The sequence below is a fragment of the Actinocatenispora rupis genome (assembly GCF_016861975.1).
Taxonomy (GTDB): Bacteria; Actinomycetota; Actinomycetes; order Mycobacteriales; family Micromonosporaceae; genus Actinocatenispora; species Actinocatenispora rupis.
The window spans coordinates 231684-257276 of sequence record NZ_BOMB01000010.1; the positions used below are offsets into that span (position 1 = coordinate 231684).

Below are 25593 nucleotides of genomic sequence, written 5' to 3' on the forward strand. Positions count from 1 at the left end.
GGTACACCCGATGTCCACTGTGGACGGACGAGTCGATCCGGTACCCGGGACGGCCGCGGGGTGGGTCGAAGTACCCACTGTCCACGTGGGACGGTGGAGGGCTTTGTCCGTTTGGCGGGGCCAGGTTTGCGTACGGCGGCCATCGTGGTGGAGTCTCGGAGCCGCGGCGGGTCCGCCGCATCCGTACACCGCGCGCCGGTACCGGCGGGCGACCACGACGATGGGAAAGCTGTGGGAGATTCCGCGCTGCGGCACTGGTGCGACGAGCTGGTCCGCGCCGATCGGGAAGAGGACGGCGAGCTGTTCGGCACCGCCGTGCACCGCATCGTGGAGGCCGGGGAGGACGCGACGCCGTCGGCACGGGACGCGGCGATCGGCCCGATCGCCGCCGTGGTCGCCGCGGCACCGCCGCCCGTCGGCCGGTGGGCGGCGCTCGCCGCCGGCGCGCTCGTCGAGATGGGCGCCGCACCCGGCCCGCTGGTCGCCCCGGTCTTCGACCGCCTCACCCTGGTCCTGTCGTACGCGGTGGACTTCGTGGCGGCGTGGCACGAGCACGCCGGCATACCGCTGCCGGATCCGGGCGCCACGGCGGACGGGTCGGAGCCGGACGCGGTCGAGGCGGCGGCCGTACGGCTGGAACCCGTACTCGGCGACGACGCGTACACGCTGGCGATGTCCTGGTGGCTGCTCGGCGGGTGGATGCCGCCGGCGCTGGCGATGCTCCAGCACTTCGGCGCGGTCCGCGGCCGGGTGCCGGACCGGGAACGCGTGGCGGACCTCGTCGGCACGCTCGCCGCCGACCCCGCGGTCGCCGCGATGGCCGGCTACCGGCACGACCTGTACCACCTGGTCGAGCTGCTCGGCGACGGCGCCGCGCCGGACGGCCACGACCACGCCGCGGCACCGCGCTCCGCGCAGGACGAGCTGACCACCGCGCGGCTGCTCGTCGAGCGCGGCGACCTGACCACCGCGGCCCGGCACGTGGCGACCGCGCTGGTGACCGCGCCGGACCCGGCCGAGGCGTACCGGGCGGTGCTGGGGTTGGCGCGGCAGGCCGGCGACGCCGCGCTCGACCTGTTCCCCGTCCAGGGCCAGGTGTACGTCGGCAACGTGGTCGCGCGCGCCCACCTGCTCGCCGACGGCGGTTCGGCCGACGACGCGGTGGAACTGCTGCTGTCCGCCAGCGGGTACGATCCGCGCCGGCCGTGGGCGGACGTGCCGTGGGTGACCGACCCGGGTCTCGGCGCGCGCCTCGACCCGGAACGGCTCGCGCCGGAGCTGATGTCGTTCTCCGCCGGCCTGCCCACGCCCGTACCGGAGGAGGACCGGGCGCCGCTGCTGCCGTACCTGGAACTGGCGGGCAACGCGCTCGCCGCGCATCCCGGGCACGCGCTGCTGCACGGCGCCGCCGCGAACCTGGCGCGCCGGCTCGGCGCCGAGAAGCAGGCCGTGGCGTGGGCGTCCCGCGGGGAGAGCCTGGCACCGTCGGAGATGACGGCCCTGTTCACCGCGCTGGCGTACCGGTCGGCGGGCGACGTGGACGAGACGGTCGCCGCGTTCCGGCGGGTGCTGGGCTTCAACCCCACCAACACCGCCGCGTACACCGACGTGGCGGAACTGCTGGCCGAGGTCGGCCGCACCGACGAGGCACTGTCCTGGGTGGACGGTGCGCTCGCGGTCGACCCGCAGGACCCGGCGGCGTTCCCGACGGCCTGCCGGCTGCGGTACGCCCGCGACGCCGACCCGGCGCACCTGGTGGCGCTCGCCGACTACCTGCGCGCGCACCCGGACGTGCAGCACGCGCACGCGATGCTGGCCGGCGCGTGCGACGGCGAACCCTGGCTGTCGTTCGTACCGGGGCCGGGGGAGGCGGTGTCGCGGTTCCTGGAGCCGGAGTTCCTCGCCGCGGGCGCCCGCCCGGTCAGCACGTACGTGACGGCGTTGGAGGCGCCGAGCGCGCTCACCGCGCTGGCCCGCGCCCTGCCCGGCCTGACCGTGTCCGTCGGCGACGTGCCCGAGCCGGACATCCGCCGGCCCCGGCGCGCCGTCGGCACCGAGATCTGGGCGTACGACGGGACCACGGCCCGCCCGGTGCGGCCGGAGCCGAGCGCCGACGGTGCCCGCGCGGTGGGCGAGTTCGCCGCGCTGGCCGGGATCCGCTGGCCGCACCCGACCGCCCTGTACGACGCGGCCGTGCACCTCGGCGCGCTGCCGCTGGACGACCTGCTCGGCGTCCTGACGTACCCGCCGGAGCCGCCGGACACCGACACCGGTCGGCAGCTCGCCGGCGCCCCCGGGTACTGGCTGCGCATGGTGCAGGTCGCCGCGTGCGTCGGCCTGCTGCACCACCGGGCGGACGAGCCGTGGCCGGTGTCGGTGCGGCGCCGGACGCTCGGCGATCTCGCGTTCGGGGTGGAGGACTGGGTGACCGAGGCGGCCACGTTCGCGCTCGCGGTGCAGGGTTGGGTCGATCCGGGCGCCCGTGCCGACGTCGCCGCGCTGGTCGCCGAGCGCGTCACCGACGCCGCCGACGTACGCCGGCACCGCGTGGTCACCATCGCCGGGTCGCTGGCCTGCACCGCCGGCATGACACCGGGTCTGCCGGAGCCGGCCCGGCGACTCGCCCGTTCCCTCCAGGACACCGACTGACCACCCGCCGGAAGCCCTCGTGTAGGTAGAAATACCCACTGTCCACAGGGGACGGTGACCGGCGGAAGCCCTTTTGCAGAGCCAATTTGTTTCCGCGCCGGGACCTGATACAGTCTCGATCCCTCGACGGGCGACGTCGGCGGCGATCCCGGCGTCGTCGCCTGGCCCCGCGACGACGCCGGGCACGTGGCCGGCGGGAGAACCCGCCACCGCGCGACCGTCGTCCACCCGACACATCCATCGGAACACGGAGATGCCCCTCATGTCGTATCCCCCGCCGCAGCAGCCGCCGTACCAGCCGGGCCCGACGCCGGCCCCCGGCCAGCAGCCCGCCAACGACGACCAGACGTGGCGCATGCTCCTCACGTACGGTGCCGCGGTCGGTTCGTTCATCTCGCTCGGCGTGCTGTCGGCGCTCGGCCCGCTGATCGCGTTCCTGGCCCGTGGTAAGGAATCCCCGGCGATCCGCGCCGAGGCGGTCGCCGCGCTCAACTTCTTCGTACCGGTCAGCGGCGTGGCGGTCATCCTGTTCGTACTGCGGATGTGCCTCGGCGTGATCCTGCTCGGCGCCGACCTGGGCGTGCTGTACAACGTGGTGTCGTTGGTGCTGTGGCTGGCGCAGATCGCCGTGTGGGCGGGCGGTGTCGTGTTCGGCATCCTGTGCGGTGTCAAGGCCGGCAAGGGGGAGCGGTACGGCTTCCCGTTCCAGCTCTCGCTGTTCAAGTAGCGGCGCCACCCGCCGGCCGGTCGGCGCTCCACTGTGGACGGTCGCCGCGCGTTGGAGGGACGCCCGCGGAACTGTTCGGCTGACCGCTGTCCCGCCCTCGACGCCCCGGTACGGCGGTCAGCGGGTGATGCCGGTGTGGCCGAGGGAGTACCGGCCGGGTTGCGGCCAGACGCATAGCCCGTGCGGCCCGTTCCCGACCGGGATCCGGCGGATCAGCCGTCCGTCCGATGTGGACAGTACGTAGACCACGTCGTCGTACCGGCCGGAGAGCCAGAGCTGGCGCCCGTCGGCGGTGACGTTGCCCATGTCGGGGCTGCCGCCGCCCGGCAGGTGCCACGTCGCCAGCGGCCGCGCCGTGTACGCGTCGAGCACGCTGACGCTGCCCGCCATCCGGTCCGACACGAACATCCGGCGCGCCGGTCGGTCGAAGTACAGGCCGTGGGCGCAGGCGCCGGTACGGACGAAGCGCTGCACGGACCGGGCGGCGCCGTCGAGTACCCAGAGGCCGCCGGCGTCGCAGTCCGCGACGTACCAGTGCCGGCCGTCGGGTGCGAGCTTGATGTCCTGCGGGCCCATGTGCGTGTACCGGCGCGGCATGTCCACCATCCGCAGCAGCCGGCGCGACGCCACGTCGACGACGGCGACGGCACCGGCGAACTCGCACGTGAACACCGCCGTACGCCCGTCGGCGCTGAACTCGGCGTGGTCCGCCCCGGCGCACTTCGGCAGCGGCGTGACGGCGCGCTGCGCCCAGCTGTGCGGGTCGTACCAGTAGAGGGCGCGGTGGTCCTCGGCGACGGAGATGCCGTACCGGCCGTCGGGCGTGAAGTACAGGTTGTACGGGTCGACCACGGCGATGGTGCGGCCGGCCTTCCCGGTACGCGGGTCGAACGCGCGCAGGTGGTTGCCGACGTCGTCGGTGGAGTACAGGGTGCGCAGGTCCCACGACGGCACGACGTGCTGCACCTCGACACCGGCCGGATACCGCGCCACCACCCGGAACGTACGCTGGTCGATCACCCACACGTCGCCGGAACCGTTGTGCGGCACGTACACCAGGGGCGGGTCGTGGCGGACCGCGGGGGCGAGCATGTTCGCGCCGGCGTCCCGGTAGACGTTGTGCGGGTCGGCGACGGGCGGCATGCCGGGCAGCCCGGCAGGTGCCGGCGACGGGTGCGTGGTCGCCGCGGCGTGCCGTGCCGTGGCATGCCGCGGCGCGGTGTGCGTACCGGTGCAGCCGGTCAGCGTGGCGGCGAGGAGCAGGACGCCGGCCGCCGCGCACCGGCGTACCCGGGATCCGGGCATCATGCGACCTCCGACGTGTCGGGCGCCGCTGACGTGGGGGCGTCAGCCGGTCGGGCCGTTCGCCTCGTACCACTCTGGCAAAGCGGCGGCGGCGCCCACGGCCGTACGGCGAAAACCCGGCCCGGGTCACCCTGCCGTGGCTCCGGGTAGGTTGGGCCTCCGGCGGCGGAAGGGGACGTACGTGAAAACGATCGGTCTGCTCGGCGGGTTGAGCAGCGTGGCGACCGCGGAGTACTACCGGCTGTTGAACGAGCGGGTCAACGCGCGGCTCGGCGGGCACCAGGCGCCGGAGATCGTACTGCGCAGCGTGAACTTCGGCGTGTTCGAGCGGTGCATCCGGACCGCGGCGTGGGACGAGGCCGCGGCGTACCTGAGCGAGCGGGCCCGGCAGGTGGAGCGGGCCGGCGCGGACTTCCTGCTGCTGGCGGCGAACACCCCGCACCGGGTGGCGCCGCAGATCGAGGCCGCGGTCGGTATCCCGTTCGTACACATCGTGGACGTGACGGCGGACGCCGCGCGCGCCGCCGGTACGACGAAGCTCGGGCTGCTCGGCACCGCACCCGTGATGGCCCCCGGCTTCTACGCGGAGCGGTTCGCCGTGGGTGGCGTCGAGGTGATGGTGCCCGAGCCGGCGGACCGGGATCTGGTGCACGCCAGCATCTTCGGCGAGCTGACCCGCGGCGTCGTCGCCGACGCCACGCGCACCGAGTACCTGCGGATCGTCGACGGGCTGGTGGCGCGCGGCGCGCAGGGACTCGTGCTCGGCTGTACCGAGCTGGGTCTGTTGCTCGGGCCGGACGACGTGCCCGGCCTGCCGCTGTTCGACACCACCAGCCTGCACGTGGACCGCGCCGTGGAGCTGGCCCTCGCCGACTGATCCCGCCACCGGGTGACGGCGCGGCGGTGGGTCAGCGTTCGAACCAGCCGCGGCCGGTGCGGCGTACCAGGACGCCGAGGGCGACGAGGCCGAGTCCGAGCAGCCCGAACACCACGCCGACCGCGAGCAGGGCCGGGATCGACCACGCGGTGACGACGGTGAAGCCGCAGATGCCGAGGCAGGCGACGCCCATGACGAGGCAGGCGAACGGGGTGACCGGCAGGAGCATGCCGCCAGTCTGCCGACCCCGCGCCTCGCCGACATCGGTACTTCTGCCGGGCACCGCACCCCGGGTACGCACGCGGTATGTCCGCGTTGTGTTTCGCGCCGGTGGCATATCCGGCGGTACGCAGGATGTCAGCGCTTGCGGCTATTGATCATCAGTGACTCCTTTTGGTAGGCATACTCACGGCCGCAACATTCCTCCGTCGGGCCGTACCGGCCGGAGAGGGTGATGAGCATGGCTCGACCGGGAGCCGCGGGTCGCCGGCGGCCGTACCGTCGAACCGGCCGTCGAGTGCCACGCCGAACAGGACCGGCCCCGCTGCGCCGGTTGCCGCGTGCGGCCAGCGCCGTCGAGAGCGCCAGCCACTCGCAGACGCGGTGACGTAGGGACCAGGCGTGCTGACCCGAAGGGCGTACGGCATGGCAGACATCGAGATGGCCGACCGGGTCGAACGCGCCGTCCGGCGGCACGCCGGGCACCGCTACCGGCTCCGGCACGACCCCACCTGGCTCGTCCTGTACCCGGATCCGGTCGAGTTGCCGGCGCACGGCTGGAAGCTGCACGTGTCCGCGCGGGTCGCCACGTTCCCGGCGCTGGTCGACCGCCTCGTCCCGGTACTCCTCGACTGGGGTTGCGCGTTCAAGCTGGCGCGGTCCACCCGGGTGCTGACCCGGCTCAACGACGGGCACCGTTCGCCGGGGACCGCCGGCAAGGCGTTCACCGTCTACCCGGCGGCCGACCGGGTACGCGAGGTCGGGCTGGGGCTGGCGGCGCTGCTGCACGGCGAGCAGGGGCCGCGGGTGCCGAGCGACCGTGCCGTCGACCCCACCGCCCCCGTGTACTACCGGTACGGGCCGTTCGCGTGGTCCTGGGGCGCGGACGCGAACGGCCGGCCGGTGACGCTGGTCCACGGGCCGGACGGCGCGCTCGCGACCCCGCGGTACCGGCAGCCGCCGTGGCCGACCGACCCGTTCACCGGCGGTACGGCGGGCGACGCGGTGCTCGCCGGCCGGTACCGGGTGGTGGATGGGCTGCTCGGGTCGGGCCGCGGCACCGTGTACCGGGCGGTGGACGAGCGCGACGGCGCGGCGGTCGTGGTGAAGCAGGCGCGCGCCCGGGTGGACGAGCACGACGTACGGCTGCGGCTGCGCAACGAGCGCCGGGTCCTCGTCGCGCTGGACGGGGTGCCGGGCGTGCCGCGGTTCGTCGACCACTTCCGGTACGGACCGGACGAGTTCCTGGTGGTCGGCGACGCCGGTGCGGGCAACCTGGCGGACGACGTGGCCCGCGCCGGGCGCTACCCGGACCGCGCGGGCGACGGCCGTACGCTGGCGCGGTTGGGCGGTCGGCTCGCCCGGATCCTCGCCGAGCTGCACGATCGCGGCGTCGTCGTGCACGACCTGACGCCCCGCACCGTGGCCGTGGACGGCGACCGCGTCACGCTGGTCGACTTCGGGCTCGCCGCGTTCGACGGCGTCGAGCTGCCCGGCGGCACCCCCGGGTACGCGCCGGCCCGGCAGCGGCGCGGCGACCCGCCCCGCGACACCGACGACCTGTACGCGCTGGGCATGGTCCTGCTCTTCGCCTGTTTCGGTACGCATCCGGTGCCGCTCGGCACCGACCGCGACGCGCCGCGCCGGCAGGCACTCGCCACCATCCGGCAGTACGCCGGGGACGCGCGGACCGGGGTCCTCGCCGCCGTGGTCGACCTGCTGGGCGACGACGCCGGCCGGGCGCGCGCCGCGGCACGTGCGCTCGCCACCGGTGCGCCGGTGCGTTCGTCCGCCTGAGGCCGTACACCGGCCGCGGACCGCCCGGAGGATACTGGTCGGGGAGGCCACGGCAGCGGGGGGGGAGACCGTGCGGGTCGGTGTGGCGGAACGACGGCCGGTGTCGACCCGACCCGGGCGTACGGCGGTGGTCGCGGTGTGCGGCGCGGCCGTGTTGGCGTTCCTGGTACGGCTGCCGTTCGTGTTCGTCGGGCTCGGCATGGACGAGGGCGGCTACGCGTACGTGGCGCGCCGCTGGGCCGAGGGCGCCACCCCGTACCGGCAGGCGTGGCTGGACCGGCCGCAGGGCCTGCTGCTGGCGTACCGCGGGCTGCTGGCGGTGGACGGGTCGGGCTGGACGGTGCGGCTGGGCGCGGCGCTGTGCGGCGTGGTCGTCACGGTCGCGCTCGGCGCGTGCGGCCGGCTGCTGCTGGGGCGCCGGGCCGCGGTCGCCGCCGCCGGCACGTACGCGATCGTCGGCGTGGCACCGCATCTGGAGGGCTTCACCCTCAACGGCGAACTGCTCGCCAGTACGGCGGCGACGGTGGCGGTGGCGCTCGCGCTGGCCTGGCGGAGTACCGGCCGGGTCCGGTGGCTGGTGGGCGCCGGGCTCGCGGCGGGTGCCGCGGTGACGATGAAACAGTCCGGTGTGGACGGTGGGCTGGCGTGCCTCGCGGTCGTACTGGTCACCGGCCGCGGCTGGCCGGATCGGTTGCGGCACACCGGGATCCTGGCCGGTGCCGCGCTCGTACCGGTGGCGGCGTCGGTGCTGCACGGCTGGGCGGTCGGCCTCGGCGCGTACTGGCGGGCGCTCGCCGGCTACCAGCTCGCCGCGGCGGGCCCGGACCGCTGGCACACGTTCCTCGCCAGCCTGCCCCGGTCGGCGATGGACCTGCTCGTCCCCGTCGCGGTCGCCGCCGTCGGCGGGTACCTGCTGCGCCGGCGCCGCGCCGAGCTGACCGTCGCGCTGGCCTGGCTGGCCGCCGCGCTGGTCGGCGCCGGCCTCGGCGGATCCTGGTGGCCGCACTACTACGTGCAACTGCTGCCCCCGTTGGTACTGCTGGCCGCGGCGGCGATCGCGCAGCCCCGGCGCGGCCTGCTGCACGGGGCGGTCGCCGTGCTGCCCACGCTGGTGTGGCTGCTCGCCCTCGTCCCGATGAACCAGACCCAGCGCGAGCACGCCATCCCGTACTACCGGCGTACCAGGGTGGACGAGCGGGTCGCCGCCGCGGTGCGCGCGCGGACCACGCCGGGGCAACAGATCTACGCACTGTCCTCGGAGGCGAACGTCTACTTCCTGGCCCACCGCGACACGACGTACCCGTACCTGTGGGGGATGCCGATGGCGAAGATCCCGTCGGCGCTGCCGGACCTGCGGACGCTGCTCGCTGGCCCGCACCGGCCCACCCTCGTGCTCGTGTACTCGCCGGCCGACCGCGTCGACCCGTCCGGCCGGCTCGGCGCGGTGCTCGCCGCACACTACCGCGCCGACGGCAGCGTGGACGGCATACCCTTCCTGCGGGCCACCGGCCGCTGACCGTCCACTATGGATTGACCTGGGGCGGTCCTGTCCGCGGCTGGCGCCCGCGGACGCCGTCAGCCGCCGAGGAAGCTGCCGAGCAGGCCACCCTGCGAACCGGCCGTGGACCCCGAATCGCCGGCCGCGGCGGGGGAGTACGGCAGGCCCTCGCTGGGTTGTACGAGCACGAAGCCCTGGCCGTCGAGACGCAGCTGGAACAGTTCGCCCGAACCGCCGCGCAGCACCGACTTCAGGCTCTCCGACCGGTGGATCGACGTCTGCAACTGGTGCGACCAGCCGATCACCGAGTTCGTGTCCACGAACACCGGCACCTGCGGGGTCACCGGAATGACCAGCGGCTGCCCGTTCGACAGCACCGCGAGCTGGCCGTGCCCGCTGAACACCGAGTTGAACAGCCCGCCACCGAGCATCCCCGCGCCCTGCACCAGGTGGATCTCGTACGCCAGGGTCGGGTCGAAGCACAGGATGTTGCGCCCGTTGATGGTGAGAACGTCGTTCTGCTCCAGGTCGATGACGAAGCACGACGCGGCACCCTCGGCGAACCACACCTCGCCCTGCCCCCGCACCGCCATCAGCGGTACGCCCTCGCCCGTCACCGCGCGCTTCACGAAGTTCCTGATGCCCTGCCGCTGCGTCTCGAACGTCAGGTTCCCCCGCCAGGCGACCATCGAACCCTGCCGGGCGCGTACCTCACCGTTCACGGTGTACCGGACGCAGCGCGGGTGCTGCAGGCTCATCCCCGCCCGGGTCGGCGGCTGGACCATGTTGTCGGCGTTGAAGATGTCGCTGTGCACGGGGGCTTCTCACGGTGGTGAACGCGCCGACGCTAGCGACCCGGCCGGTTCACGCGCCACGGCAGAAATACCGAATCCGGCCGTACTGTGGCCGAGCCCACGACGTACCGCCGGGTCGTGGCGACCGGTGCCGTGCGCGATCGCCGGAACTGTCGGCTTTCCGGTGCCCGCGGTGTTGTGGAGCACGCGGGATCGCCGGAACCGTGCGGTTTCCGGGGCGGCGCCGCGGGCGTCCGCGTAGTGCCGGGGACGCCCGGTGGCAGTGGCGGTACGTCGGCGGTGTCGGAGTGGCGGGCTAGGATCCGGGTGTGGAGAACGGTGGACTGGAACGGGCCGCGCAAACGGACGGCGACCCCGGGCTCGGGATCGGCGAGGCCGCCCGGCGCACCGGCGTCAGCGTCCACACCTTGCGCTACTACGAGCGCGCCGGCCTGGTCGTCTCCCCGGTCGATCGCACCACGGGTGGCCGCCGGCGGTACCGGAAGCTCGATCTGGACTGGATCAGGGTCTGCACCCGGTTGCGCGCCACGGGAATGCCGATCCGGCGCATCCGGCGGTACGCGGAGCTCGTGGCCGCCGGTCGTGGCAACGAACTCGACCGGCTCGCGCTGCTGACCGAGCACCGCGACGACGTACTGGCCCGGATCGCCGAGTTGCAGGACAATCTCGCCCTCATCGACCACAAGATCGACGTGTACGAGCAGCGTCTCGGTGCCGGCGACGCCTCCCGCCTCTGGGCTCCCACCCGCTGAGCCCGTCCCCCGGCCGGGCTCGACGGACTCACGGTTCGCTTGCGCGTCAAGGATCTGCGCCGTTCGACGACAGTGCGTGATCCGGCCACGCCATGCGTACCGTCCACGTCGGGCGATGCCGGCGATCGTGGGCGGCTCGCGGGGTGCCTGCGTGGACTCCTTGCTAGGAAACAGAACCCGGTACGGGGTGCGCCGGCCGGGTAGGGTCGGCGGCATGAGTGTGGTGGTGCAGCGCGTGTCGGTGGTCGACGGGGAGCTGGTCGAGGCGTTCGCCCGGCTGGTGCCGCAGGTGTCGAGGACCGCGGTGGTGCCGGACGCGGCGGCGCTGCGCCGGGTGCTGGACCATCCGGGTAACCGGATGCTGGTGGCGCGGGTGGACGGGACGGTGCGGGGCACGTTGACGCTCGTGGTGTTCCCGATCCCGACGGGGACGCGCGCCTGGATCGAGGACGTGGTCGTGGACGGGGCGGCGCGCGGCGGGGGCGTGGGCGCCGCGCTGACCCGGGCGGCGGTCGAGCTGGCGCGGGAGGAGGGCGCCCGTACGGTGGATCTGACGTCCCGGCCGACGCGCCCTGCGGCGAACCGGCTGTGCGAGCGGATCGGTTTCCGGGTAAGGGATTCCCGCGTCTACCGCTTCGGCGGACCGTGACCGGCAGGGTGCCGGCGCGGGGGTGTCGGTGCGGAACGAGCAGGGCTTCGTCGGACGTGGTGACCCAGGCGGGTGTCGGGTGTGGACGGTTCGGTGCGAGGCCGGTGGGTGACGCCGTGCGGTGCTGGTGGGCGGCTCGCACGGTGCGGCGACGACCCCGGGGACCGGCGCGGGGGGCGTACGTGCGGAAACGGGCGACCGGTCGCGCTCGCCGGAACATACTACTGTCATGGGTCGTTCGTACTGGCCGGGCGACGATCGCCGGAACCCGTGTCGCGGCAACGGATCGTCGGGGGTGGCGGCACGGGCCCCGGGCGAGCGAGGGGGAGGGGCGATGACGGAGTACCGCGTGCGGGCGTTGGACGGGGACACGTGGCCGGCGTTCGCGGGGCTCGTGGAGCGGCACAACGGGATCTTCGGCGGCTGCTGGTGCATGGGTTTCCACCCGAAGGGGCCGGGCTGGGGTGTGAGCGCGGAGCTGAACCGCGACGAGAAGCACCAGCGGGTGCTCGACGGCCACGCGCACGCCGCGCTCGTGTACGACGGGGACGCGTGTGTCGGCTGGTGCCAGTTCGGCCCGACCGACGAGCTGCCCCGGATCAAACACCGCCGTGCGTACGATGCCGGCCAGGTGACGCCGCCGGACTGGCGCATCACGTGCTTCTTCGTCGACAGGTCGTACCGGCGGCAGGGGGTGACCGGTGCGGCGCTGGACGGCGCGCTCGCCGAGATCGCGCGGCTCGGCGGCGGCACCGTGGAGAGCTACCCGGAGGACGTGGAGGGCCGCAAGACCTCGGGATCCTTCCTGTACAACGGAACCGTGGCCCTCTTCGAGCGCCGCGGCTTCACCCGCAGCCGCCCGCTCGGCAAGCGCCACTGGGTGGTCACCGCCACCGTCACGCCCTGACGTACCGACTCTGTCCACTGTGGACAGTCAGGACGGCAGCGGGTTGGCGGACGGCGCGGATGCCGGCAGCGGCAGGGTGACCGCGACGCGGTAGCCGCCGCCCGGCCGGTAGCGCGAGCAGCGTACGCCGCAGTCCGGTCAGCGCCTCCCGGCTGGTCGTCTCGATCGTGCGCAACGCCTGCTCGGCCTCGTCCGGCTGGGTACGGATGACGCGGCTGCCCATCCCGGCCTGGATCGCGATCACGCCGACGCTGTGCGCCACCATGTCGTGCAGTTCGCGGGCGATGCGGAGCCGTTCCGCGGTCATCGCGCGGTCGGCCGCCTGCGCCCGCGCGGTCGCCGCGAACTGCCGGCTGCGGTGGATCGTGTGCCCGACCAGCCAGGCGAAGACCGCCGCGTACAGCACCGGCGTCTGGCTCCACCACACCGTCATACCCGCGCCGGCGCGGGCGATCAACACCACCCCCTGACCCGCCGGTACGGCGACGGCCAGGCACAGCGCAGCCACCGACGTGCGGCGGCCCCGGGACGCGGCGATGTAGCACAGCGCCACGTACGCCGGGAGCATCGGCTCGAAACCGACCCGCAGATCGCCCAGCACGGTCGCGACCGTGGCCGCGCCGGCGAGCAGTAGCGCGAGCGCCACCAGCGGGGCACGCCACAGCAGCGCCGCCAGGACCGCGATCACGAGCGCCACCAGCGCGGGCCCCGGATGCACGTAGCCGAGCCCGACCCCGAACGGCACCGGCAACGCGTTGACGGTCACCGCGACGGTCAGGAACGTCGCGCCCGCCCACGACAGCAGCGGGCGCGTCCACCGCGGCGACACCTCCCGGAGCTTGGTACGCATGCCGCGACAGTAACCGCACGTGACGCCGGTGGCATCGGCCCGCGGACGTAAGCCCCGGGACCGCCCACCGCCGCTCGACGGCCTCTTCGCTTCGCACGAGAACCGTCCGTCCCCGCGCCACGACGGCCACGCCGACACTCCACCGCGTACCGGCCGCGGTCCGTACGCTGGGGTGCATGTACTCGACCGAGGTCCGCCGGACCGTCCGCGCGCCCCGACCGACCGTGTACCGTGCCCTGCTGGACGCCGACGCGGTCGCCGCCTGGCGGGTGCCGGACGGCATGACCGCCGAGGTGCACGAGTTCGAGGCGCGGACGGGTGGTCGCTTCCGCATCTCCCTCACGTACGGCGATCCGACGGCGGCGGGCAAGTCGGCCGCGCACACCGACACGTACCACGGGCGGTTCACCCGGCTGGTGCCGGACGAGTGCGTCGTGGAGGTGCTGGAGTTCGAGAGCGACGACCCGGCGCTGGCCGGCCCGATGACGATGACCACGACGTTGCGGGACACCGACGGCGGCACCGAGGTACGCGTCGTGCACGACGGCATCCCGGACGTGGTTCCCCGCGCCGACAACGAACTGGGCACCCGCATGGCGCTGGACAAGCTCGCCGGCCTGGTCGAACCGCCGCCGCGGCCCTGACCCGCGCCGCGCCCCTGGACGGTGGCGCCAGGGCGGTCAGCGGTGGACGGGCGGGGTGATCCGCGGGCGCTCGTGCACCGGACGGCTCTCGATGTCGTCGAGCTGGGCCCGGACCGTCGCGCGCAGCTCGTCGTCGTCGCGGAAGTAGTGGTCGTTGAAGAGGGTGTAGCCGGTCCACATCAGGTTGGCGCACACCTGCGCCGGCACGTTTCCGGTGGCCGCGCCGAGGCCGACCAGCGCCACCGAACGGATGCTGCCGGGGGCCGCCTCGTTCTGCCGGTGGATGGCCTGGAACGCCGCGGCGCAGGCGAACGCGACGTTCAGCGTCTCGCGTACGTTCTCCACCGAGGCGACCATCGTCGGCGTGGAGATCAGGTACTTCGGGTTGGCCGCGCCGGACGGTACGCAGACGGCGCTGCCGACCGGCAGCGAGCCGCCGAAGCCGTCCCGGATGGCCCGCTGGACGCGCAGCTGGATGCCGGCGCCGAGGTGCCGCTTCACGGCCGCGTCGACGCCACCGTCCATCCGGCCGCGCGAGTTGGTCGGGCTGACCCACGCGTCGGCCGGCCGGTCGAGCAGCGACCCGGACCGGACCTCGACCTCCGGGGTGTCGGAGAACGCCGAACGCCAGGCGGCCACGACGCCCGGGTTGAGGTCGGTCAGAACGACCTTGAGCTGCGGGTTCCTGTCGTCAACGGGCACGGTTGCTCCTGTCACGTGAAGGGGATGTCTCCGACCGGCACGGAACGTACCTCGTGGGTCCGACAGAAATTCGTGTCCCACCCCAGACCTACACTGTGCCGCACGACGCCGGAGCGTACCCGCGGCGGCGTGTGGCCGCCGGCTGACCGGTGCCCGACGCTGCCCGGAAACCGTTGCGGCGCTTGACAACGCCACTCCGCCGACCGTGCCGGCAGCGGCACGCGCGCCCGACCGGGAGCCACGATGAGCGACACCCCCACCCCGCCCGACCCGACCGACCCGCTCGCCCTCACCGGCCTGTTCGCCGGTGGTGGCGAACCGTGGCTGCCGCTGCTCAGGCCGGTCATCGAGGCGCAGCCGGCGGCGCCCACCTTCATCGGGCCGGGCCGCGCGTCGACCGTGGTGCCCGTGCGGGAGCTGACCTTCCAGGCCCTCAAGCCGAACCCGCCGCACAGGTGGAAGGTGGTGGTCTTCGGCCAGAACCCGTACCCGCGGCCGGAGAGCGCCACCGGCATCGCGATGTTCGACAACGCGTTCCACGACTGGGCGGACAGCACGTTCGGCAAGGTGATCAGCATCCGCTGCATCATCAAGGCCGCCGCGATGTGGAAGTACGGGATCGCGAAGAAGACGCCGATCGCGGAGATCCGCAAGCTGCTGAAGCGGCACGACACGGTGCAGCCGCCGGAGTGGTTCCAGGCGATGCTCACGCAGGGCGTGCTCCTACTGAACGCGGCGCTCACCGCCAGCAGCGACGGCGCGATGGCCACCGACGAGCACACCGCGTTCTGGCGGCCGGTGATCGAGCGGCTGGTCGAGGAGATCCTGCGCGCGAAGTCCGGCCCCGACGTGGACGAGCAGGACCGCGGCGTGGTGTTCGCCTGGTGGGGCGCGCACGCCCGCACCCTCAAGAGCGCCGTGCAACGCATCCAGCGCCGGTACCCGGACGTGCAGGTGCTGCACATCGACCACGCCAACCCGGCCGCGCAGGGCGACATCTTCTGCGACCGCAACCACTTCGGCGCGGTCAACGACGCGCTCCGGGCCCTCGGCACCGACGAGATCGACTGGCTTCCGAGTACGGGATGGGCGGCGCGGACGCACGCCGGCGCGCCGGACACGGCGACGGCGGACCGGATGGGGGAGTTCATCGCGTCCACCATGGAGTTGCACAAGCTCTACCTGGAACGGCTGGCCAGCGTCAAGGACGAGGGCCTCGTCCTGCCGGCCATCACCGGCGTCGCCGACACCCCGCTGATGGGCTTCCGGGACGCCGTCGCGCCCGTCGCCCGCCTGCTCACCGGACTGGACGGGCACATCACCCGGTCGCACGACTTCGGCAAGCGGCGCACCGACGGCGTGGCCGACGGGCTGTCCGCGGACGAGGCCGCCGCCCTCCACCTCTACACCTGCGAGTCGGCGTTCTACCGCCAGATCAACGCGACACTGCGCGACCCGGACCGTAGCCGGGTCACCGCGTACCTGCCGTACCTGCGGCTGTTGTTCTCGGCGATCGGACGCCTGCCGGTGCGTACCGGGCCGCTGTGGCGCGGGGTGTCGCTGGACCTGCGCGCGCAGTACCCGAAGGGGCGGACGGTCACGTGGTGGGGCGTCTCGTCGTGCACGTCGGAGATCGGTGTGGCGCAAGGGTTCCTGGGCAGTCGCGGCCGGCGCACCCTGTTCGAGGTGCATCCCGCGCGGGCGGTGGGCATCCGGCGGTTCTCCGCGTTCACCGGCGAGGAGGAGTACATTCTCGCGCCGGGCACGCAGCTGACCGTCACCGGCGTCACCACCCAGCGCGGCGGGCTGAGCACGGTGACCCTGGAGGAGCTGGACGCCGAGCGCCTCGTCGCCTGACGCGGTGTCGCGCCGGCCCGGACACCGCGTCCGGGCCGGCAATCACTCAGCGGCACTCAGCGGTACGCGGCGAGGAAGGCGCGGACGCCGGCGGTGGCGTAGTGGTCGAGTTCGGCCTCGGTGTGCTGCGGGCTGCCGTGGAACATGGCGCGGTTGACCGGGATCCACAGCAGCAGCCCGGCGAAGTGGTGCGCTGCGAGGAGCGGTTCGTCGGCGTGCAGCACGCCCTTCTCGGTGAGTCGCCGGAACGTGTCGGCGAGGGTGCCGAGCACCCGCTCGAACCCCTGCTCGTACCAGGTGGCGCCGAGTTCGGGGAAGGTGTCGGCGTTGGCGATGACGAGGCGCCGCAGCTGGAAGACCTCTGCCCCGGTGAGGGCGGCGAGGAACTGCCGGGCGAGCGCGTGGAGGTTCTCCTCCAACGTGTCCGCCTCGGCCGGTACGTCGGCGACGAGGTCGACCATCCCGTCGACCCGGTCGGTGGTGCCCAGGACGATCTCGGCGAACAGCTTCTCCTTGTCCGCGAAGTGCTTGTAGACGGTCTGTTTGGACACCGCGGCGCGTTTCGCGATGTCGTCCATGTTGGTGCCGGCGAAGCCCTTCGCCAGGAAGACGCCGGTCGCGGCGTCCAGGATCGCCTGGTGCTTGCGGGCCGACCGGGTCGGCTCGTTCTCTGACATATCGCCTCCTCGCTTCATAGTACTGGACAGTCCAGTTCTCGCTTGGGTACTGTACCGTCCAGTTCCCGCGGTGGCGGGGCACGAACGAGAGAGGTCCCCGCATGACCCACCCCAACCCCCTCCGACCTGCGAGTACGCCAGCCCGCGCGCTGCTCGTCGCCGGCGCCGTCGCGGGTCCGCTGTTCCTCGTCACCGGTGTGGCCGGCGGCCTGGCCCGGGACGGCTTCGACTTCACCCGCAACGCCCTCAGCCAGCTCAGCCTCGGCACGTACGGCTGGGTCCAGATCACGGCGTTCGTCCTCACCGGACTGCTCGCCGTCGCCGGCGCGGTCGGCGTACGGCGGGCGCTGCGCGGCGCACCCGGCGGTACCTGGGCGCCCCCGGTGATCGCCGTCTTCGGGGTGTCGTTCCTCGTCGCGGCGGTGTTCCGGGCCGACCCCGGCCGGGGCTTCCCCGCCGGTACGCCCGATCTCGCGCCCGCCGCGCTGAGCGCGCACGGCACCGTACACATGGCCGCTGCCGGGACCGGTTTCCTCGCGCTGTGCGTGGCGTTCCTGGTACTGGCGCGGCACTTCGCGGCGCGCGGCCACCGCGGCTGGGCGATCGGGTGCCGGGTCGTACCGGTCGGTGTGGTCGCCGGGTTCGCCGGCTCGGCCGCGGCACCGCTGGCGTTCACGCTCGGGGCGGCGCTCGGGCTGGTGTGGCTCACCGCCGTCATCGCCCGGCTCCGCGCCACCACCGACTGACCACTTCCGTTGCGTACCAAGGAAAGGACACCGACATGAGCGAGCCCGTGAAAGGCCCCGCGAGCTACTTCCCGTCGATCGAGAAGAAGCACGGCAAGCCGATCGCGTACTGGCAGGAGCTGGTGCGGTCGTCGCCGCTGACCAAGCACATGGAACTGGTCGCCTGGCTCAAGGCCGAACACGGGCTGGGGCACGGGCACGCGAACGCCGTCGTCGCGTACACGCTGGCGCAGGACAGGGCGCGGTAACGGCGGCTCCGTCCCGCGTCGCGAATCCGTTCGGCTGGCGTGTCGATCCGGTGGGGCCGCCGTTCGACCTGAGGATGAGAGGGTCCGCACCGGGCCCCGGACCAGGGAGACACGACCATGAAGTACATGCTGATCATGCGCGCCACCGACGAGACGCTGGAGGCGTACCGGGACGTGGAGTTCACGGACATCCTGGATTCGATGGGGCGCTTCAACGACGAGATGATCCAGGCCGGCGTACTCATCGCCGCCGAAGGGCTGGACGACGCGGCGAAGGGCGTCGTGGTCGACTACTCGTCGCAGCCGCCGGTGGTGACCGACGGCCCGTACGGTGAGACCAAGGAACTGTTCGGCGGCTTCTGGATCCTCGACGTCGCCTCGCAGGAAGAGGCCGTGGAGTGGGCGAAGCGGGCGCCGATGGCCGGGCCGGGCAGCCGGTGCGAGATCCGCCGGGTGGCGAGCATCGAGGAGTTCCCGCAGGACAACGAGTGGGTACGGAAGGAACGGGCGTGGCGCGAGGCGACCGGTCAGCTGTGACGACATCCCGCGGCAGCACGACCGGCGGTACCGCCCGGCCGACCGGGCGGGCCGCCGTCGGCGCCGTGTGGCGGATCGAGTCGGCGCGGATCGTCGGTGCGCTCGCGCGCTACACCGGCGACTTCGCGCTGGCCGAGGACCTGGCGCAGGAGGCGCTCGCCGAGGCGCTCGTCACCTGGCCCCGCGACGGCGTACCCGGCAACCCCGCGGGGTGGCTGCTCACGGTCGGCCGGCGGCGCGCGATCGACGCGTACCGCCGGCGGTCCGCCCTCGACGAGCGGTACGCCGCGCTCGGCCGCGGACTCTCCGAGGGCGGCGCCTTCGCCGGCGCCGCAACCGATCCCGGCGGCGACGACCTGCCGTACGACCCGGACCAGATCGACGACGACGTACTCGCGCTCATGTTCGTCGCCTGCCACCCGGTGCTGTCGCCGGACGCCCGGGTCGCACTGACCCTGCGCGTCGTCGGCGGCCTCACCAGCGACGAGATCGCCCGCGCCTTCCTCGTACCGACGGCGACGGTGCAGGCGCGCATCACCCGGGCGAAGAAGACCCTCGCCGCGGCGCACGTGCCCTTCGCCGTACCACCGGCCGACGAACGTACCGAGCGGCTCGGCTCGGTGTTCAGCGTGGTCTACCTGATCTTCACGGAGGGCTCGTCGGCCACCTCCGGCGACGCGGTCATCCGTCCCGACCTGGCTGGCGAGGCGCGGCGGCTCGCCCGGATCCTCACCCGGCTCGTACCCGACGTGCCCGAGGCGTACGGGCTGCTCGCGCTGATCGAACTGACCGCGGCGCGCTTCCCGGCACGTACCGGGCCGGTGGGGGAGCCGGTGCTGCTCGCCGACCAGGACCGTCGGCGCTGGGACCGCGCCGCCATCCGCCGCGGCCGCGCCGTCCTCGCCCGCGCCGTCCGGATCGGTCGCGGCCTCGGCGCGTACGGCCTCCAGGCGTCCATCGCCGAATGCCACGCCGTCGCCCCGTCCGTCGCCGACACCGACTGGGACCGCGTCGTCCTGCTGTACGAGGCGCTCGGCCAGCTCGCCCCGTCACCCGTCGTCGACCTCAACCGCGCGGTCGCCGTGTCCATGGCGCAGGGCCCCGCCGCCGCGCTGCCCATCGTCGACGACCTCGCCGCCGCCGGCGCGCTCGACGGCTCGCACCTGCTGCCCAGCGTCCGCGGCGAACTCCTCACCCGACTCGGGCGTACCGACGAGGCCCGTGCCGAACTCGCCCGCGCGGTCCGGCTGTGCGGCAACGACCGCGAACGGTTGCTGTTGAGCCGGAAGCTCGACGCGCTCGCCTGACGGTCACCGGCCCGCGCCGGCGGGTGCTCCGCCCACATTCATGCACCGGCAACGACCGCGAACGGTGCGCCGCGACGAGTACCCGGGGGAGTGGTGCTCAGCCGCAGATCCGGTTGAGCACCTCGCCGAACCGCGGCGGGATCACGATCGTGATCTCCTGCCCGCCCGAGTCGACGTCGTTCGTCAGCGGGGTCAGCTCACCGCGGTCCCACCAGTACACGTGCGGGGTCAGCGGGCCGGGGCTCTGCTCGAACAGACCTCGCGCGTAGCGGGTCAGCTCGTTGAGGGCGGGGATCACCGTCTGGTCCACCACCGGATGGAACAGCAGCTCGTGCCGGCTCGGCAGGGCCAGCAGCACGCCACCGGCCGGCGGGGCGAGCTGCGCCACCTCGCGCATCAGCTCGGGCAGCACGAGCGCCTTGCTCGCCACGAACATCGAGTCGCCGTACACCCGGTGCAGCACCGCGCCCTCGTCCACGAACCGCTGGTACTCCACCGGCTCGGTCAGCAGGTTGGCGCGCGCGGTGGCCAGCAGCGCGGACAGGTCGGCCCCGGCCACGTCGTCGTCGTTGAGGATCCGGACCCGGTCCGGCAGGTCGAGCGCGATCGTCTCCACCAGCCCGTCGCCGACCGGACGCGCGTGCCCGACGGCGAACTCCTCCGGCAGCCCGTCGTCCGACATCAGGCGCAGCACCGGCCGGCCCGCCGACTCGTCCGGCCGCGGAGCGGTCTCGTCGCCGACCGTGGCGGTCATCGCGGCGTGGTTGTCGACGATCCGCTCCCACTCGCTCTCCGGCGCCTGGTTGCACATCCGAGCGAGGTTGTCCATCGGCAGTACGGTCTCGGTGCCGTTGACGAGCAGCACCGGACCGCGCTGCGTCGTCCGTACGCCCCGCTCGGCCAGCGCGGCGGCCATCCGCTGCCGGATCCAGGCCGCCTGGTCCTCGTACAGGAACGGCCAGTCGGGGTCGGTGCGCCGCGGCCGCCCGCCGAGCGACGGCGTCGACGGCGCGTCGGTGCCGCCGAGCACCCCGCCGACCGGTGCGGCCGAGCGGCCACCCGACCGTTCGTCGGCCGAGCGGTCATCGAACGGCGTGCCCCCGGCGGGTGCCGTCCGGGTACGGCGGCTGAACGGTGAGCCCGAGTCCCCGTCGAACGGAGTGGCCGACGGCACCGGATCCGGCCGGTCGTCGGCGGGCCGCCCCGCCGGCGTCGCGCGGGCCCGCTCGAACGCCTCGTCCCACCGGTCCGCCTCCGGCCGGTCGTGGTCGTGACCGACCGTGGCGTTCACGAACGTGCGCTGCATGAACGAGGCGTCCTCCGGCGACGGCTGCCAGACGCTGTGCACGGCGACCACGTCCTGCGCCCGCGGACGGTGCTCCAGGATCACCTTCCACCAGGCTTTCCGTACGGCATCCGGCGCCTGGGCCGCCCCCTCGACCACGACCGGCCCGTCGATCGACCTCAGCCGGAACGTCACCACGTTCACGGTCGGGTCAGTGCTCACGCCGGGCTCCCTCCGTCGAGTACTCCGCGCCACGCTACAGCCCGTCATCAAGGACCGGTGCCGCCGGTTCCGACCCGTGGACCGCCCTCACGATCGGCCACCCCGCCGGTACGCCGCGAAACGCTGCCGGCACCGCCGCGCCCCGGTACCGTCCGGGGTGTGCGGAAGCGTTCGTGGCGCGAGCTGCCGACGGCGGCGAAGGTGGCGATCGTCGCCGGCGGGGTGGCCGAGGCGGCGGTGACCGCGGTGTGCGTGGTGGACCTGGTGCAGCCCTCCCGGGGTGCCACCCGCGGGCCGGCCCTGCTGTGGTGGCCGGCGCTCGCCGTCCAGCCGTTCGGCCCGATCGCGTACCTGGCGTTCGGTCGCCGCCGCCCCCGCTGACCGCCACCCCGCGTACTCCCGACGGCCCAGTCCGCCACCGTGCGTCAGGTGCCGCGCCACCGCCGGCCCGGACGTACGCGGCGGGGCGTCCGGAGGTACCGCGGCGGGTGGCCGTTGGGGCACGAGGGGCGAACCGTTGGGCAGATCCGGCCGTACGGGGCGCGGCGTAGCGTCGGTGCCATGCGGGTGCTGTACAGCCTCGATGGCGCCTGGCGGGTCGAGATCGACACGACACCGCTGGCGTACGACGCGCTGGGCGGCACCGTGGTGCGCATCCGGTACGAGGGCGTGCTCGTCGCCGAGGTCGACAGCGTCCACGACCTGCGCCGGGCGCTGCCGCCGGGGCTGCTGCTCCGGTTCGCCGACGACGGCGGGGAACGCGCCGACCCGACCGCGCTGGTACCGACGACCACGGAGCCGCCGACGGACACCGGTGCCACGCCATCCGGCGACGCGGGGACGGGGCCAGGCGACGTCGCACCGCCGCGCCCCGACATCGCCTAGCGGGCGGGCGGTTCAGGTGTCGTAGCGGTAGAGGTCGTAGCCGCGCATGACACGGACCAGGTCGCGACCGTAGTGCGGGCTGGTTGCGTACCCGGCGGCGGCGATGGCGGCGGCGAACCGGTCCGGGTCGCGGGAGTACCGGAAGGCGTTGTGGTAGCGGGAGTTGACGACGAGGAAGCGGCCGTGGTCGCGGAACGAGTCGCGGACGGACAGGTACCCGCGGAACGGTGCGCGGGTGGTGTGGCAGCGGCCCTTCCGGTCGCACTCGCCGGTGCGGTAGGTACGGCAGGACACGGCGATCGGCCCGTGCACGCCGTCGAAGCACTTGATGCCGAAGTAGTTGGCGTTGGCGCGGGACAGCCCGCTGCGGCCCCAGTCGGATTCGAGGATCGCCTGCGCCATGGTGACGGACGCGGGCACCGACCAGTCCCGCATGCTCTGCCGGGCGAGCGGCGCGACGGCGTGGATGAAGCCGGCCTGGTCGGTCGGCGGCGCATCCGGCACGGCCGCGGCGATGCAGGCGGTCGGGCGGACGGGGCGGGAGACGTTCGCGTCAGAGACGTACGTGCCGTCGCTGAGCCGGTCCCAGTCGGACGTGGTGCGGGCGACCCCGGCGATGCGTTGCGCGGTGACCCGGCAGGCGATGGTGAGCCGCGACCCGTCCGCGAGCGTACGCACGCGGGCGGCGCCGAGCGACGGGGCGCTGCGTACGTTCAGGCGGATGCCGGCGGTGTGCGCGTGGCCGGTGACGGCGGCGCCGCCGGCGGACACGGCCGGGCTGTCGAGGGCCATCGCGCCGACCGCGGCCGCGACGCCGCAGGCGATGGCGGTGATCCCGAACTTCGGCATGTCGCCTCTTCCTGCCCGCTCGGTGACGGCCGCGGGCCGGCGGTCGAGAACGGGCCGCGCCGGGCCCGTCGGGTACGCGCGGTGTGCATCCGGCGCAGGTAACTCCCGGTTGGCGAAGGCATGACACTTCGTGTTTTGTCACGGTAACCGTGCGCTGTCGGCAGCGCAGGGATTCGCCGAAATCCCCGGTACTCGCGGCTCACGGCCGGGTGGGGCCCCAGGAGGAGGACGGCGACGCGGTCGGGCTCGCCGGGGTACTCCCGGGCGACCCAGGGGAGGGCGACACCCCGGGCGGCGCGGCCTGACTGCGCGACGGCGACGGCTGGGTCGGCACCGGATCCGCCGGTACGGAGCGGTCCGGGCGGTGCGCGGGCGGTGCCGGGGCCGGCTCGGGTGACCGGTGCGCGCCCGGCAACGCCAGGAGCAGCGCCACGACGACACCGCACAGTACGGCGACCGCGCCGCCCGCCCACGCCGTACGCCGGCGGCGGCGGGCGCGGCGGCCCGCGTCGAGCAGCGCGTCCGGGGTGAGCGCCAGCGGCGGCCCGGGCCGGGTACGGAGCTCGGCGAACGTCGCCGCCAGATCGTGCTCGTTCACCAGCTCGCCCCTTCCGTGAGTATCCGGTCGGCGTCGTCGCCGATCTGCCGGCGCAGTACGGCCCGCAGCGTGTCCAGGCCGCGCGCGCACTGGCTCTTCACGTTCCCCACCGAGCAGCCGAGTACGTCGGCGGCCTGCGCGACGCTCATGTCCTCCCAGTACCGGAGGACGAGGGCGGCGCGCTGCTTCGGCGGCACCTCGACCAGCGCGCGCCAGATCAGCATCCGTTGCTCCGGCATCGGATCCGGGGCGGCCGGGACGTCCGGCGGCGCGTCCGTCAACCGTTCCCGGTGCCGCCACGTGCGACGCTGCTCGTTGAGGAACGTGCGCGTGACGATGCGCCGCAGGTACGCGTCGACCGAGTCGCGGCGGTCGATGCGGTCCCAGGCCAGGTACAGCTTGACGAACGCGGTCTGCGTGATGTCCTCGGCCGTGTGCCAGTCACCGGCCAGCAGGTACGCGGTGAAGCGCATGGCGTCGGCCCGCGCCGCCACGTACTCGCGGAACGCGTCGTCGCGCTCGGCCCGGCGGGTCATCGGCGCCGAGGATGCGGTACTGGCAAGGTTTCTGCCCTCCGGACGGTCTCGGGTGGTGCCGCCGCGCCCGGCCGAGGCACGGCGACACCGGCGTACTACCGGTGCGCCGCAGGCGAACGCGACGGTACCGGGGCCGCGGCGGGAGCCGACGGTACGGCGGACTCGATGGGGCCGCTCGGCACCGGGGACACCTCCGGCGGGGCCGGGGCGGCGGACCGGGTCGCACCGGGCGGCGACGGTACCGGACGGGCCGGCGTCGGCGACCGGTGCTCCGACGGCGCCGACGCGGACGGCACCGGATCCGCCGGCCGGGACCGTACCGGGGACGGTGCGGACGACGCCGGCACCGGTACCGGCGGTTGCGAGTGGTGTCCCGACGACGCCAGCGCCGGCACCGAGACCGCGATCCCCGCCACGACCGCGGCACCGCCCAGGGTGGCCGCGAGAAGCCTGCCGCGCACGATGTTCTCCTTCGCGTACGGGGCGCGGACCGCCCCTCTCGCCCCCTGACACACGGCCCGCCCCGCACCGGGTTGCATCGCCGCGAAAAGAGTCCGATCAGGCGGGCGTACGCCAGGTCATGATCTCGGTACCGGGCAGGCGTTCGGTGTAGCCGCCGGCGGGCTCGGCGTCGCGCAGGAGTACGCGGAGGTCGCGGTCGAACTCGGGGAGCCGGTCGCCGAACAGGTGCGGCGCCGAGTCGGACCGGGAGTACACGCCGGCGGCGATGTCGTCGACGCTCCGGGCCACGACCTGCCCGGCCGGTACGGTGCGCCGCGCGTGGTCGACGAACCCGGCGCGGGCGAGTACCAGGTCCTCGCGGCCCGGTGTGCCGTGCGGGAGGCTGCCCTGCCCGGCGCGACGGACCGGCCCCAGGTACTCCCGGACCAGCTCGCGGATCCGCGCGTGCGGGGGAGCGGTCGGCACCGGCTCGACCGTCTTCACGTCGGCCAGGTGGACGAGCCAGCCGCCCGGCGCGAGCATCCCCCGTACGGTCGCGGCGACCCGGTCCCGGTCGGTCCAGTGGAACGACTGCGCGAACACCACGACCCGGAACGTGCCGAGCCCGGCCGGCAGGTCCTCGGCCCGCGCCCGTACCCAGCGGACGCCGGTGACGCCGTCTGAGGTGGCGCGGCGCTCCGCCTCGGCCAGCATCCCGGGATCCGGGTCGAGGCCGACCGCGGTGCCGACGTACGGCGCGAGCGCCAGCGTCACCGTCCCCGGCCCGCAGCCGACGTCGAGCAGCCGGTCCCGCCCGCGCAGCCCGACGAGGTCGGCGACCACCCCGGCGAAGCCCGGCGCGTACGGCAGGCGCCCGCGCTCGTAGTACGGGGCGCTGCCCTGGAACAGGGTGTCGTCCCACTCCCACCCGTCGACCACGACACGTCCTCCCGGTACGACGGCGGCGCGGGCGGCGGTCCGGCGGCCGTCGCACCTCGCCGGCGCCCGTTCAGA

The 25593-nt window shown here is 74.0% G+C and carries 28 protein-coding genes; 17 read left to right on the forward strand and 11 right to left on the reverse strand.

Annotated elements, in window-relative coordinates; genetic code table 11:
- Positions 1-231: 231 nt before the first annotated feature.
- Complete coding sequence (locus Aru02nite_RS09235) at positions 232-2649, forward strand: tetratricopeptide repeat protein (protein WP_203656644.1); 2418 nt, start codon at positions 232-234, stop codon at positions 2647-2649.
- Between the two features lie 262 nt (positions 2650-2911).
- Positions 2912-3376, forward strand: coding sequence for a DUF4870 domain-containing protein (locus Aru02nite_RS09240; protein ID WP_203656646.1), 465 nt, complete (start codon positions 2912-2914; stop codon positions 3374-3376).
- A 117-nt stretch (positions 3377-3493) separates the two neighbouring features.
- On the opposite strand, the gene Aru02nite_RS09245 is transcribed toward Aru02nite_RS09240, so the two are convergent.
- Positions 3494-4681 (reverse strand): YncE family protein, encoded by a 1188-nt coding sequence (locus tag Aru02nite_RS09245; RefSeq protein ID WP_239076559.1) that lies wholly within the window; start codon positions 4679-4681, stop codon positions 3494-3496.
- 181 nt (positions 4682-4862) lie between these two features.
- Here Aru02nite_RS09245 and Aru02nite_RS09250 point away from each other — a divergent pair, with 181 nt between their 5' ends.
- The gene (locus tag Aru02nite_RS09250; RefSeq protein ID WP_203656648.1) at positions 4863-5558 is read left to right on the forward strand and encodes an aspartate/glutamate racemase family protein; all 696 of its coding nucleotides are present in this window, start codon (positions 4863-4865) and stop codon (positions 5556-5558) included.
- Positions 5559-5589: 31 nt separating this feature from the next.
- On the opposite strand, the gene Aru02nite_RS09255 is transcribed toward Aru02nite_RS09250, so the two are convergent.
- On the reverse strand, positions 5590-5787 hold the full coding sequence (locus Aru02nite_RS09255) for a hypothetical protein (RefSeq protein ID WP_203656650.1): 198 nt from the start codon (positions 5785-5787) through the stop codon (positions 5590-5592).
- 416 nt (positions 5788-6203) lie between these two features.
- Between Aru02nite_RS09255 and Aru02nite_RS09260 the strand changes: the two genes are divergently transcribed.
- Together Aru02nite_RS09260 and Aru02nite_RS09265 are read left to right on the forward strand one after the other, a co-directional pair.
- The gene (locus Aru02nite_RS09260) at positions 6204-7574 is read left to right on the forward strand and encodes a class III lanthionine synthetase LanKC N-terminal domain-containing protein (RefSeq protein WP_203656652.1); all 1371 of its coding nucleotides are present in this window, start codon (positions 6204-6206) and stop codon (positions 7572-7574) included.
- A 100-nt stretch (positions 7575-7674) separates the two neighbouring features.
- Positions 7675-9090 carry a glycosyltransferase family 39 protein gene (locus Aru02nite_RS09265; protein WP_203656655.1) on the forward strand — a complete coding sequence of 472 codons (1416 nt, stop codon included), beginning with the start codon at positions 7675-7677 and terminating at the stop codon, positions 9088-9090.
- Between the two features lie 59 nt (positions 9091-9149).
- On the opposite strand, the gene Aru02nite_RS09270 is transcribed toward Aru02nite_RS09265, so the two are convergent.
- Positions 9150-9887: an AIM24 family protein gene (locus Aru02nite_RS09270; protein WP_203656657.1), complete on the reverse strand. Its 738-nt coding sequence runs from the start codon at positions 9885-9887 to the stop codon at positions 9150-9152.
- 308 nt (positions 9888-10195) lie between these two features.
- On the opposite strand from Aru02nite_RS09270, the gene Aru02nite_RS09275 reads away from it, so the two are divergent.
- The 3 genes from Aru02nite_RS09275 to Aru02nite_RS09285 all read left to right on the forward strand — a co-directional run bounded on the left by Aru02nite_RS09275 (position 10196) and on the right by Aru02nite_RS09285 (position 12195).
- Positions 10196-10639 carry a MerR family transcriptional regulator gene (locus Aru02nite_RS09275; RefSeq protein ID WP_373324857.1) on the forward strand — a complete coding sequence of 148 codons (444 nt, stop codon included), beginning with the start codon at positions 10196-10198 and terminating at the stop codon, positions 10637-10639.
- Between the two features lie 214 nt (positions 10640-10853).
- A complete protein-coding gene (locus Aru02nite_RS09280; RefSeq protein ID WP_203656658.1) occupies positions 10854-11288 on the forward strand; it encodes a GNAT family N-acetyltransferase in 435 nt (144 codons plus the stop codon).
- 334 nt (positions 11289-11622) lie between these two features.
- Positions 11623-12195, forward strand: coding sequence for a GNAT family N-acetyltransferase (locus Aru02nite_RS09285; RefSeq protein ID WP_203656659.1), 573 nt, complete (start codon positions 11623-11625; stop codon positions 12193-12195).
- Here the strand turns inward: Aru02nite_RS09285 and Aru02nite_RS09290 are convergent.
- Positions 12185-13045 (reverse strand): histidine kinase dimerization/phosphoacceptor domain-containing protein, encoded by an 861-nt coding sequence (locus Aru02nite_RS09290; RefSeq protein ID WP_203656660.1) that lies wholly within the window; start codon positions 13043-13045, stop codon positions 12185-12187. The two genes, Aru02nite_RS09285 and Aru02nite_RS09290, sit on opposite strands and share 11 nt — an antisense overlap.
- Positions 13046-13221: 176 nt before the next feature.
- On the opposite strand from Aru02nite_RS09290, the gene Aru02nite_RS09295 reads away from it, so the two are divergent.
- Complete coding sequence (locus tag Aru02nite_RS09295; protein ID WP_203656661.1) at positions 13222-13689, forward strand: SRPBCC domain-containing protein; 468 nt, start codon at positions 13222-13224, stop codon at positions 13687-13689.
- A 36-nt stretch (positions 13690-13725) separates the two neighbouring features.
- Here Aru02nite_RS09295 and Aru02nite_RS09300 read toward each other — a convergent pair whose 3' ends face one another.
- Positions 13726-14391 carry a macro domain-containing protein gene (locus Aru02nite_RS09300; RefSeq protein ID WP_203656666.1) on the reverse strand — a complete coding sequence of 222 codons (666 nt, stop codon included), beginning with the start codon at positions 14389-14391 and terminating at the stop codon, positions 13726-13728.
- Positions 14392-14634: 243 nt separating this feature from the next.
- Between Aru02nite_RS09300 and Aru02nite_RS09305 the strand changes: the two genes are divergently transcribed.
- Complete coding sequence (locus Aru02nite_RS09305; RefSeq protein WP_203656668.1) at positions 14635-16248, forward strand: ADP-ribosyltransferase domain-containing protein; 1614 nt, start codon at positions 14635-14637, stop codon at positions 16246-16248.
- Between the two features lie 56 nt (positions 16249-16304).
- On the opposite strand, the gene Aru02nite_RS09310 is transcribed toward Aru02nite_RS09305, so the two are convergent.
- Positions 16305-16925, reverse strand: a complete 621-nt coding sequence (locus Aru02nite_RS09310) for a TetR/AcrR family transcriptional regulator (RefSeq protein ID WP_203656670.1) — start codon at positions 16923-16925, stop codon at positions 16305-16307.
- A 101-nt stretch (positions 16926-17026) separates the two neighbouring features.
- Here Aru02nite_RS09310 and Aru02nite_RS09315 point away from each other — a divergent pair, with 101 nt between their 5' ends.
- The 4 genes from Aru02nite_RS09315 to Aru02nite_RS09330 all read left to right on the forward strand — a co-directional run bounded on the left by Aru02nite_RS09315 (position 17027) and on the right by Aru02nite_RS09330 (position 19763).
- On the forward strand, positions 17027-17671 hold the full coding sequence (locus Aru02nite_RS09315) for a DUF998 domain-containing protein (protein ID WP_203656672.1): 645 nt from the start codon (positions 17027-17029) through the stop codon (positions 17669-17671).
- A gap of 35 nt (positions 17672-17706) precedes the next feature.
- Entirely contained in the window at positions 17707-17919 is a 213-nt protein-coding gene (locus Aru02nite_RS09320) for a DUF4287 domain-containing protein (protein WP_203656675.1), read from the forward strand.
- Positions 17920-18036: 117 nt separating this feature from the next.
- A complete protein-coding gene (locus Aru02nite_RS09325) occupies positions 18037-18456 on the forward strand; it encodes a YciI family protein (RefSeq protein WP_203656677.1) in 420 nt (139 codons plus the stop codon).
- On the forward strand, positions 18453-19763 hold the full coding sequence (locus Aru02nite_RS09330; protein WP_203656678.1) for an RNA polymerase sigma factor: 1311 nt from the start codon (positions 18453-18455) through the stop codon (positions 19761-19763). Before Aru02nite_RS09325 ends, Aru02nite_RS09330 begins: the two co-directional genes overlap by 4 nt.
- Before the next feature lie 97 nt (positions 19764-19860).
- Here the strand turns inward: Aru02nite_RS09330 and Aru02nite_RS09335 are convergent, their stop codons facing one another.
- Complete coding sequence (locus Aru02nite_RS09335) at positions 19861-21270, reverse strand: hypothetical protein (protein WP_203656679.1); 1410 nt, start codon at positions 21268-21270, stop codon at positions 19861-19863.
- 159 nt (positions 21271-21429) lie between these two features.
- Here Aru02nite_RS09335 and Aru02nite_RS09340 point away from each other — a divergent pair, with 159 nt between their 5' ends.
- Positions 21430-21651, forward strand: coding sequence for a PLDc N-terminal domain-containing protein (locus Aru02nite_RS09340; RefSeq protein WP_239076561.1), 222 nt, complete (start codon positions 21430-21432; stop codon positions 21649-21651).
- 180 nt (positions 21652-21831) lie between these two features.
- Entirely contained in the window at positions 21832-22155 is a 324-nt protein-coding gene (locus Aru02nite_RS09345; protein ID WP_203656680.1) for a hypothetical protein, read from the forward strand.
- Between the two features lie 12 nt (positions 22156-22167).
- Here the strand turns inward: Aru02nite_RS09345 and gsmA are convergent, their stop codons facing one another.
- From gsmA to Aru02nite_RS09360, 3 genes are all read right to left on the reverse strand, one after another.
- Positions 22168-23004, reverse strand: a complete 837-nt coding sequence (gsmA, locus tag Aru02nite_RS09350) for a sporangiospore maturation cell wall hydrolase GsmA (RefSeq protein ID WP_203656686.1) — start codon at positions 23002-23004, stop codon at positions 22168-22170.
- 199 nt (positions 23005-23203) lie between these two features.
- Positions 23204-23602 carry a hypothetical protein gene (locus Aru02nite_RS09355; RefSeq protein WP_203656687.1) on the reverse strand — a complete coding sequence of 133 codons (399 nt, stop codon included), beginning with the start codon at positions 23600-23602 and terminating at the stop codon, positions 23204-23206.
- Positions 23599-24138 (reverse strand): SigE family RNA polymerase sigma factor, encoded by a 540-nt coding sequence (locus Aru02nite_RS09360; RefSeq protein WP_203656688.1) that lies wholly within the window; start codon positions 24136-24138, stop codon positions 23599-23601. The genes Aru02nite_RS09355 and Aru02nite_RS09360 overlap by 4 nt, the downstream gene beginning before the upstream one ends.
- 165 nt (positions 24139-24303) lie before the next feature.
- Here Aru02nite_RS09360 and Aru02nite_RS09365 point away from each other — a divergent pair, with 165 nt between their 5' ends.
- Complete coding sequence (locus Aru02nite_RS09365; protein WP_203656689.1) at positions 24304-24648, forward strand: hypothetical protein; 345 nt, start codon at positions 24304-24306, stop codon at positions 24646-24648.
- Between the two features lie 48 nt (positions 24649-24696).
- On the opposite strand, the gene Aru02nite_RS09370 is transcribed toward Aru02nite_RS09365, so the two are convergent.
- Positions 24697-25518 (reverse strand): class I SAM-dependent methyltransferase, encoded by an 822-nt coding sequence (locus Aru02nite_RS09370; RefSeq protein ID WP_203656690.1) that lies wholly within the window; start codon positions 25516-25518, stop codon positions 24697-24699.
- Positions 25519-25593 lie beyond the last annotated feature (75 nt).

Excerpts from the sequence above, each read along its gene's own strand:
- Aru02nite_RS09285 (WP_203656659.1), top strand. The coding sequence starts at position 11,623 with ATGACGGAGTACCGCGTGCGGGCGTTGGACGGGGACACGTGGCCGGCG.
- Aru02nite_RS09360 (WP_203656688.1), bottom strand. The coding sequence starts at position 24,138 with ATGACCCGCCGGGCCGAGCGCGACGACGCGTTCCGCGAGTACGTGGCG.
- Aru02nite_RS09290 (WP_203656660.1), bottom strand. The coding sequence starts at position 13,045 with ATGCGTACCAAGCTCCGGGAGGTGTCGCCGCGGTGGACGCGCCCGCTG.
- Aru02nite_RS09260 (WP_203656652.1), top strand. The coding sequence starts at position 6,204 with ATGGCAGACATCGAGATGGCCGACCGGGTCGAACGCGCCGTCCGGCGG.
- Aru02nite_RS09295 (WP_203656661.1), top strand. The coding sequence starts at position 13,222 with ATGTACTCGACCGAGGTCCGCCGGACCGTCCGCGCGCCCCGACCGACC.
- Aru02nite_RS09315 (WP_203656672.1), top strand. The coding sequence starts at position 17,027 with ATGACCCACCCCAACCCCCTCCGACCTGCGAGTACGCCAGCCCGCGCG.
- gsmA (WP_203656686.1), bottom strand. The coding sequence starts at position 23,004 with ATGCCGAAGTTCGGGATCACCGCCATCGCCTGCGGCGTCGCGGCCGCG.
- Aru02nite_RS09325 (WP_203656677.1), top strand. The coding sequence starts at position 18,037 with ATGAAGTACATGCTGATCATGCGCGCCACCGACGAGACGCTGGAGGCG.
- Aru02nite_RS09320 (WP_203656675.1), top strand. The coding sequence starts at position 17,707 with ATGAGCGAGCCCGTGAAAGGCCCCGCGAGCTACTTCCCGTCGATCGAG.
- Aru02nite_RS09345 (WP_203656680.1), top strand. The coding sequence starts at position 21,832 with ATGCGGGTGCTGTACAGCCTCGATGGCGCCTGGCGGGTCGAGATCGAC.
- Aru02nite_RS09240 (WP_203656646.1), top strand. The coding sequence starts at position 2,912 with ATGTCGTATCCCCCGCCGCAGCAGCCGCCGTACCAGCCGGGCCCGACG.
- Aru02nite_RS09280 (WP_203656658.1), top strand. The coding sequence starts at position 10,854 with ATGAGTGTGGTGGTGCAGCGCGTGTCGGTGGTCGACGGGGAGCTGGTC.
- Aru02nite_RS09310 (WP_203656670.1), bottom strand. The coding sequence starts at position 16,925 with ATGTCAGAGAACGAGCCGACCCGGTCGGCCCGCAAGCACCAGGCGATC.
- Aru02nite_RS09255 (WP_203656650.1), bottom strand. The coding sequence starts at position 5,787 with ATGCTCCTGCCGGTCACCCCGTTCGCCTGCCTCGTCATGGGCGTCGCC.
- Aru02nite_RS09305 (WP_203656668.1), top strand. The coding sequence starts at position 14,635 with ATGAGCGACACCCCCACCCCGCCCGACCCGACCGACCCGCTCGCCCTC.
- Aru02nite_RS09365 (WP_203656689.1), top strand. The coding sequence starts at position 24,304 with ATGGGGCCGCTCGGCACCGGGGACACCTCCGGCGGGGCCGGGGCGGCG.
- Aru02nite_RS09245 (WP_239076559.1), bottom strand. The coding sequence starts at position 4,681 with ATGCCCGGATCCCGGGTACGCCGGTGCGCGGCGGCCGGCGTCCTGCTC.